Annotated in this window: 11 protein-coding genes; 5 read left to right on the forward strand and 6 right to left on the reverse strand. The window is 50.5% G+C overall.

Annotation, left to right across the window (positions count from 1 at the left end; all coding sequences use genetic code 11):
• Window positions 1–158: 158 nt before the first annotated feature.
• Window positions 159–431 carry a hypothetical protein gene (locus Q0389_RS09225; RefSeq protein WP_298693684.1) on the reverse strand — a complete coding sequence of 91 codons (273 nt, stop codon included), beginning with the start codon at window positions 429–431 and terminating at the stop codon, window positions 159–161.
• A 259-nt stretch (window positions 432–690) separates the two neighbouring features.
• Here Q0389_RS09225 and Q0389_RS09230 point away from each other — a divergent pair, with 259 nt between their 5' ends.
• The gene (locus tag Q0389_RS09230) at window positions 691–1359 is read left to right on the forward strand and encodes a hypothetical protein (protein ID WP_298693685.1); all 669 of its coding nucleotides are present in this window, start codon (window positions 691–693) and stop codon (window positions 1357–1359) included.
• 49 nt (window positions 1360–1408) lie between these two features.
• Here the strand turns inward: Q0389_RS09230 and Q0389_RS09235 are convergent, their stop codons facing one another.
• On the reverse strand, window positions 1409–1609 hold the full coding sequence (locus Q0389_RS09235; RefSeq protein WP_298693686.1) for a hypothetical protein: 201 nt from the start codon (window positions 1607–1609) through the stop codon (window positions 1409–1411).
• A gap of 311 nt (window positions 1610–1920) precedes the next feature.
• Here Q0389_RS09235 and Q0389_RS09240 point away from each other — a divergent pair, with 311 nt between their 5' ends.
• The 3 genes from Q0389_RS09240 (at window position 1921) to Q0389_RS09250 (ending at window position 4432) form a co-directional block, all read left to right on the forward strand.
• Entirely contained in the window at window positions 1921–2325 is a 405-nt protein-coding gene (locus Q0389_RS09240; RefSeq protein ID WP_298693687.1) for a hypothetical protein, read from the forward strand.
• 439 nt (window positions 2326–2764) lie between these two features.
• The gene (locus Q0389_RS09245) at window positions 2765–4000 is read left to right on the forward strand and encodes a hypothetical protein (RefSeq protein WP_298693688.1); all 1236 of its coding nucleotides are present in this window, start codon (window positions 2765–2767) and stop codon (window positions 3998–4000) included.
• Window positions 4001–4051: 51 nt separating this feature from the next.
• Window positions 4052–4432, forward strand: a complete 381-nt coding sequence (locus Q0389_RS09250) for a hypothetical protein (protein ID WP_298693689.1) — start codon at window positions 4052–4054, stop codon at window positions 4430–4432.
• A gap of 9 nt (window positions 4433–4441) precedes the next feature.
• On the opposite strand, the gene Q0389_RS09255 is transcribed toward Q0389_RS09250, so the two are convergent.
• The 3 genes from Q0389_RS09255 to Q0389_RS09265 all read right to left on the reverse strand — a co-directional run bounded on the left by Q0389_RS09255 (window position 4442) and on the right by Q0389_RS09265 (window position 5608).
• The gene (locus tag Q0389_RS09255) at window positions 4442–4624 is read right to left on the reverse strand and encodes a hypothetical protein (protein ID WP_298693690.1); all 183 of its coding nucleotides are present in this window, start codon (window positions 4622–4624) and stop codon (window positions 4442–4444) included.
• Window positions 4621–4863: a hypothetical protein gene (locus Q0389_RS09260; RefSeq protein WP_298693691.1), complete on the reverse strand. Its 243-nt coding sequence runs from the start codon at window positions 4861–4863 to the stop codon at window positions 4621–4623. Before Q0389_RS09260 ends, Q0389_RS09255 begins: the two co-directional genes overlap by 4 nt.
• 259 nt (window positions 4864–5122) lie before the next feature.
• A complete protein-coding gene (locus tag Q0389_RS09265; RefSeq protein ID WP_298693692.1) occupies window positions 5123–5608 on the reverse strand; it encodes a hypothetical protein in 486 nt (161 codons plus the stop codon).
• 137 nt (window positions 5609–5745) lie between these two features.
• Here Q0389_RS09265 and Q0389_RS09270 point away from each other — a divergent pair, with 137 nt between their 5' ends.
• Window positions 5746–6396, forward strand: a complete 651-nt coding sequence (locus Q0389_RS09270) for a recombinase family protein (RefSeq protein WP_298693693.1) — start codon at window positions 5746–5748, stop codon at window positions 6394–6396.
• Here the strand turns inward: Q0389_RS09270 and Q0389_RS09275 are convergent.
• A complete protein-coding gene (locus Q0389_RS09275) occupies window positions 6344–7576 on the reverse strand; it encodes a hypothetical protein (protein WP_298693694.1) in 1233 nt (410 codons plus the stop codon). The genes Q0389_RS09270 and Q0389_RS09275 overlap by 53 nt on opposite strands.
• Window positions 7577–7715 lie beyond the last annotated feature (139 nt).

Raw genomic sequence — 7715 nt, forward strand, 5'->3', positions numbered from 1 at the left:
ATAGTCGCAACATCGTGGGAGTTGTTGTAGATAGTAACGTTGTACATGGTATTTCCCTTCGCAAATTGAAGTGTTTCGTTAAATGCCGATATGTTTATTACGAAATTATAATTGACGAAACGCAGCCTCCTTTCATTTATGGTGCTTGGAGAAACATATTATTTGAACTGGCGCAAATACCTCGACGCCTGGCGACGGAGTTTGTTGCGCTGATACTGGGATGCGTTCGCACTCTTTGGCGGGACGAAGCGGATCGGCGAGTCTGCATAGTCGCCGAACAGCGCTCGCCTGCGGTCGCTCGGGTGCGATCCCTTCAACTGCTGACGCCAGTTGTCGGCGGAGAGCGCATTCAGGGCTTTCCCGTCAGGGCATTTCGTCACTTCGTGAGTGCGAGTGTATTCCGCAATGAGGCTTTGGATATTCGTAGTCATAATGAAATCCTCCATATCAAAACAAGCTGTTTGTGTGCTTGCATTGCTATTATAGCAAGTATGGAAGATTATATTAGGACCGAGTATGTTCTGACAAACGTCCTAAAGGACAAGTGTCCGATCGAAGTTATGACACCGATTAACGCCGACTACGCCCGATAGATGCAGCATACGTATTTGTAGCGGCAAAAATTACATTGAGCGGAGGGGCGTGCCCTGCTTCAGTTGGTGTAAAGGGGTTGGGTCGTAGGTCCTGGCTATGTACGTGAAGCAAAACATTCGGCTGTGGTTCGAATTCTACAAGCTGGCGCTCACCGATCCCGATCCGAAGGTGCGGACGGATGTCGAGGCGAGCCGGGAGTTCTATCGCCAGTGGGGCGATTGCTTGAACGTCTCGTTCAATCAATGGTGGAGAACGCACAGCCACCTGTTCGACGAGGTGGTAATCAGCGTGATCACCGAAATCGATGGAAGCCGAAATGCGGTCTTCCTCAAGGTGCCACTCGTGCTCCCGATTACCGACCTCGTAGAGCGGTTCAAAAAGGTCATCTCAAAGAAACAGGAAGCATACGAGAGGAGAAGCAAAAAGTCGTCTGGTGCCTCTCTTGGTACGTACAGCCTCACTCCCGACGTGGAATTTCGTTCCGGTCGCAACTATGATGCGCTAATTATCTACCGAGACGTGTATCTAAAATTAAACAAGCCGCCAATTAATCTAAAATTCCTCGAAAGCGTGCAGAAATTATACGCTTCGAGAAAAGCAAAGAAATTCAATAAAGTTCCATCAGCTCTCGCCGGACGAGGAGTCGGAGAAGAATCTGCATTGCGGACGTGCCGAAGATACATCGCTGATGCCAAGAGGCTGGTCCATGCGGCAGCGAAGGGTGACTTCCCTGGTAAGAAGCTGCCGAGGAAAGCCGTCAAGTAGGAGTTACGCTGTCGTAACAGCCCTGACTGGCAACGCACGTGAATAGCCATTAGCATTCCCCCGTGCTCAAAAATATCAAATGCTCTGCCAGTTCTTTGTCGATCGAGTTGAACGTACTGCCGACGTATCCATCAAATGTTGCGTGGGAGGTGTAACACATGAAATGGCTGCTTCCCTTCGTATTTGCCGCCTGTTTGGTGTCAAGCGCCCCTGCATCCGCATTGGCAAGCAACTGTGACGCCGAGCCCATATGGGGGGCATATATCGGTCAAAAAGTCTCTGGATATTGGAGAGTAAAGAAAGGTTCCTATTGTCAAATAAATCAAACTTTATCAAATCGTGCGAATTCTATTACAACGAGACCGATGGAAATTATTGCTTCACCGAAAGAATGCAAGGTCATCACAAACAAAACAGGCGTCGCTATTACATGCAATAAAACTGGAAGTTATATACTTATATTTCGATGGCACAAAAAGGAGAATACAGTGGAGGGATATACTGAAGAAACAAGAAATATAGTAGTATATGAGTGACGTGTTCGGAGCAAGCAAGTAAAAAATGAAAAAGTATCTAACTGCAATGAGCGTCACCCTATTTATGACGATTTTGTCAAATGCAATGGCGCCGTCAATAGCTGTTGCTGGTTCAATTACAGATTGCGAGCCAGAGCCACTTTATGCATTGTATACGTTGAAATCAGGTGAGGTAAGTACTGGCTGGTGGAGAATAAAAAGAGGCTCCTTTTGCGAACTGCGGCAGGGTTCTGTCGGATATCCGTATAAACCGATCGAGGTTATTAGTGCGCCAAAAGAATGTAAAGTGATTACAAATAAAAGTGCCGTCGCAATTACATGCAATCGCACTGGAAATTTTTTATTGCAATACAGACTGCATGGGACTTCGAAAGATGGAATGCAGAAAACATATATCGACATACGAAGGGAAATTATTGTTTTCGAATAATAGACAAGCGGGCATTTACAAGGCTGGAGGTGAAGAAAATGAAGTATCCGCTCCTTTGTATGGTGCTATCGTTCGCTATTGTGGCTACACCGGCTTTCGCTGACGACGGATGCCGAGGATGGCGCAATACGAGTACGGGAACGACCTATTCCGGCATTTGGGAAATCAAGAAGAATGCATACTGCGAATTGCAGTGGCGCATTGGCAGTGATTCTATGTCAACTCAGCCGATTGAAGTCGTGGGTATGCCTAAGTCGTGTAAATATATTTCCAATAAAAATAGTATAGCGGCAACGTGCAGCCAATCCGGTAAGTTTCATTACAGCATAACTATGCATGGAATTAAGAATGGGCAGAAATACAAAAAGACATATCACGATACACTTATAGTGTTTGAGTGAACAGATGGATCTCAAATGCTGTCGGAGTGGAGGAAAGTATGAAATATCTGCCTCTCGCTGCCACTCTATTGTGCTTCGTGCCCGCAACCGCGTCAGCTCAAACCCTTGCTGATCAGCTGCGCCAGCAGGTCCAATCTGGATCGTCCGGCGAGGTCAGGCGATCTCCCGAGCGCCAGACGAAACCTAAGAATGAAAGGCGGCAGCGTCCTGCCCATAAGGACTCCAATCCTGATCAGAAGTCTGCAAGCCGCTCCGTGACCGGTGCTGCGAATGCCGCTGCTGCAGCGGCGTCTGCTGCTGCGGTGGCTGCGTCAGCCGCTGCAAAGCAGGGAGCAATGACACAAGAAGCCGTCAGGCAGGCTGATGAGGCGGCTCGAGCCAACGCTGTGAGGGCTGCTGCGGCGGCAAAAGAGAATGCAGCGTCAACCCGCACGCTCGCCACGACGATCGAAGCATCGGCGATGGCTCAAGCCGCTCTCCTCGAAAACACCAACAGACAAATCGGCGATCTCTCTGCCCAGATCGCCATGCTCACGAAGGTGCTGGATGCCCAGAAGGCGAGATCGCCAGCTTCGACACCGACCGATACCGCTACACGGGACCAGACGATAGCGGCACTGGAAAAGAAAATCGCCGATTTGAAGAACGAGGTGTCGGCGAAAGAAGCCTCTATCACTGGTTATATGACGAGTATTCGCCCAGAAGATCGAGACCGCTATATAACCGCTCGAAAGGCGTCTCTCTCCTACCCGAAGGTCCCCTATTATATTCCAGGTACCCCAGAGATCGGCGAGTTCTGGGTCGAGCCGATCGTCACCAATGGTGGTGAACTCTACTTCAATTTTCGATTCATAGATCCGACCTCTGAGAATAAGACTACCAGAAGTGTGATCTCCATGACGCCGGAGCAGATTGGACTTGTTCAAAATGCCCTGGTGAAACTTGGTCGGATGTCGGAAATCGCTCACGAACACCGGATTCGAGAGAACTACAGCAAGAGAGTCGTCTGCTTCCCCATCGAACAATGTCCGCCGGAACGTTCGAAGGGCGTTCTCGGGAAATCGTCTACCGAGGTCCAATTCCAGACCTATGAGGATGGATCGACTGCTGGTCGCATTGTTCAGAACAAAGGTCAGTTCCAAGAAGGCTTCAATATGTCTATTGATAGTTCCTTGATGCTTCAAGCGTATTTGGAGTACGTAGCAAAAGAGGCTCTTATCGAGTATGGAACCGGGATTCGTACACAAGAAGACCTGGATAGACTGTTTCAATAGACAATCCAACGTCGTGAGTAGAAGGAAGATTTTATTGAGAGGATATTACCAATGACGACTCAGAAAACCAAAATATCCGTTGCTCTTTGCGTGATCGCTTCATCTATTTTCTTCGGAGCGGTTCGTTCCGAAGCGGAGGAGTGCGGTCCGATCGATCCGGGTTGGGGCAACGCTCAATCAACGGGAACGTGGTCGTTGAAGGTTGGGGCATTTTGCGAGAACACGTGGCGCTTCAATGCCGATACGATAGCCACGAAGCCCATGGAAGTTATCGGGCTACCGTCGAGTTGTAGGTCGAAAGCCAACAAGGCAGGTGTCGCACTGACGTGCTCCAAGCCTGGAGAATATCGATTTTCCGTAAAGCTTCATGCGGTAAATAGAAATAAGCCTTTTACGAGAACTTGGGATATCAAAATGAAGGTATATAACTAGCGAATCGAATCATTGTCCGGTATATAACAGCAATGCGGTGAGTGGAGCGCCTTTCTTTATTGCTGCACGCCTCACCTCGTCTAGAATGCGAGGATCGATGTTCTCGTATAAAATAGCAGCAGAAGTTTGCGTGCGATTTAAATAACTAATTATATCAGATTTTGATTTAAATTCTTTTGCTATAATGATCATACGTCAAATACTCCTTCGTATTGGTTGTCGATAAGCTGAGGGATGTGGTTCTCGATTTTGTCATCCCTTCGTTTTCTCTTTCGTTTCAATTGTTTTACACGGGTCGTTGTTTCGGGTCGATCGCCTGTATCGGCTGATGCTTCTGAGGTGATCTCCCGGAGGTTGTTTCGGAGCCTCCTGTCGTCGATGATCCGTTGTCCCTCGGAAGCGATGAAGCCTGTCATCAGAGACACGAGCACAGACGTCCGTGATCGACCCTCCAAGTCACAGATCGCATCGAACGCCTCATGGGTCTCGATAGGGACCAGAAAATTTATAAGTGTTCTTTCTATAGGATTGCCATGTAATTGCATTAGTAGCCTCTTTTGTAGTTAAATGGGTTGGTTGTGTGGGATATAGATGTCGTAAAAAGTCAATATAATTGAATAAAGAGCAACGATGATACGTTACCCAATTTGATTTTGTTGGTGACTGGTGGAGTCGTGGCGGACGCTTTCGTCAACGGTTCGACTTGTGAAAATTCATCCAGTCTATAGAGAGACCATAATCCGCCTTCTGGCGACGCTTGGTCATGTAGGAGACCCAACCGGCATCGGCATGGGATTCGATATGGATGTGCTCATATCCCCAATCGGTTCGAGACCACGCTTCACGGATCATCGTCGAGAACGCCTCGACCGTCAGATGCTCCGGACAGTCGATCGCCGCATGGACGTGGTAGCGATGTGTCTCGTCGTGTTCGATCACCGGTATGATGGCGACCGCCTTTCCGAACCGTTTCGCAGCGTTGCCGTATACGAGGCGCTTGAGGATGTTGAGGAAGTGGCGAATGTTCCTCGAGCATCGTTCCGGTGTCAGATCGATCGATGAGCCATTCGACCAGATCACTTGCCGCAAAGACAGGGTGACAGCGAGCGGGCAGTTCCAAGACGAAATGTCGCAAAAGGAACGAATGGCGTGTTGAAGAGTGGTATCGTTGAGCATGTAGGCGTAATAAAGTTCCTTCTATATATATTTCTTATTTATCCTAAGCATAGCCATATATTGGCGGTTGCATAAAATATTTTATTCACCGATCATCGCAGACAAACCAACGTTTGTCTCCTACGAATGGTGCGAAGATGGAGCGGTATGTTGCCTACTACCGGGTTTCGACGACCAAACAAGAGAGGTCGGGGCTCGGGCTGGCTGCTCAAAAGGAAATAGTCGAACGGTTCGCCTGCGGGCATGGTGTGATCGTCGGCGAGTTCGTCGAGACGGAGAGCGGTGGTGACGATACCCGAGCGATCCTTTGGCAGGCGATCCGTGTGGCTAAGAAAGAGGGAGCGATACTGGTCATCGCTCGCCTCGATCGGTTTTCCCGGCGAGTGAGTTTCATTGCCTCGATCATGGATCAAGGCATTCGCCTGACCGTCGCCGAGATGCCCAATGCAACAGAGTTCCAGTTGCACATATTTGCCGCTCTCGCTCAGGAAGAACGGCGATTGATCTCGGCTCGGACGAAGGCTGCCCTGGCTCAGGCGAAAAAGCGTGGAATCGAACTCGGTCGCAATGGGAAAGCGCTCGCCAACAAGCGCAAGGAGGATGCAAGCGATTATGTGCAGATCCTACGAGAGAGAATCCCCGATTGGGACTGCCTATCGTATGGAGAAATTGCCAAGCGACTGAACGATGGTGGTATCCGATCGAGAGAGGGTGGTCTGTTCCATCCCCAGACGATCAGACACTATGATCGCCGAGGCTCTGAAGGTTCCTCGCCATCTCCGCACTGAGCGGCAGGTGGCGGGCATAGAACCTCTCGATCTGGTCGACGCTCGTCCCGGCGTTCTTGGCAAGGTTGAAAATGTTGACCTTACCCTCGCTGAGGATGATCCGCATGCAGATCGCCGTGTGTCGGAGCGAGTAGATCGAGTGTTTCGCACCCGTGTATCGATCGACCTCAATTCCGGCACGCACCATCAGCTCCTTGAACTGGCGCTGGATGATTTTGCCGGCGGTCAGCCGGTTCGTGTACGCCGGCAGAAACAGGTAGTCGGCGGGCGTCGCCTCCGGGTTCCGTTTGCGGATGCGTTCGTAGACGGAAACCGCTGCCGGCATCGTGTTCGCCGATCGAAATCCCGTCTTGCCGTCCCGGATCACGAGGATCAGCCTCTTCGGATTGTCTGCGACCGTCACGTCTCCGTGCCGCAGCGCATAGAGTTCCGACGTGATCGGTCGGACGAACGAATGCGTGATGAACAGGATGAGATCATAGAGTTCGTCGGTGACCGGTATGCCCCTGGTCACGACGCCATCGGTCGCCATCTTCCGAGCCGTGGCGAGGACCTTCTGGTAGACGTCCTCCTCCTTCGTCACGAGCGGGTAGAAGCGGAAGAACGAGCGAGGGTTGTCCCGCTGGCGTGACCGGGGCGTGTCGGGCACCGTGTCGATCACGCCGTCCTCTCTGGCGACCTTCAGGACATTGCGGAACGTCGCCAGGATCGTATTCTTCGTCGACGACGACAGCGGCGATTTCAAGTGGTCGAGCCTGTCCATGTAGTCCCGGAAATCCCGGGTCGTGATCTCTCGGACGTCTCTTGGTCCGAACGTCCGCAGGAGACCCCAGTCTTCGTTCTGGATGCACCAACGCATCGCCTTGACGTAGCCGAGGTTGCGTTCGCCTCTGGCGACCAGACCATCGCCCTGCTTGAGCAGCTTCAAAGCGAATGTGCGAAACGAGAACTCTCGATCGACCTGCTTTTCCAGCGTGAGCAGGGTCAACGCTTGACCCTTGGCAATTTCCCTTGCTTGAATGATGAGTGGTGTGCCGGTCGATTTGACGATGTAGCGTCGGCGTTGCTTGTCCCAAATCCGCATGTACCAATTTCTGGAATTCGAGACCTTATAAATCGAGACCCCTCGATAGAGACGGACCGCCTTGAGTTCGGGAAGTGGGTTTGTATCCTTGCTCATCGATTGGACCGATTGCCAGAAAAAGTTGGAAAGACTAGTTATAAAGTCTATGATAACTCATTGAAAAAGAAAATGTACCGATTAAATGGCATTCAAGAGGTCAGGGGTTCGACTCCCCTTGGCTCCACCAATTCTCCTC

The organism is uncultured Sulfuricurvum sp., assembly GCF_937936435.1.
Classification (GTDB): Bacteria; Campylobacterota; Campylobacteria; order Campylobacterales; family Sulfurimonadaceae; genus Sulfuricurvum.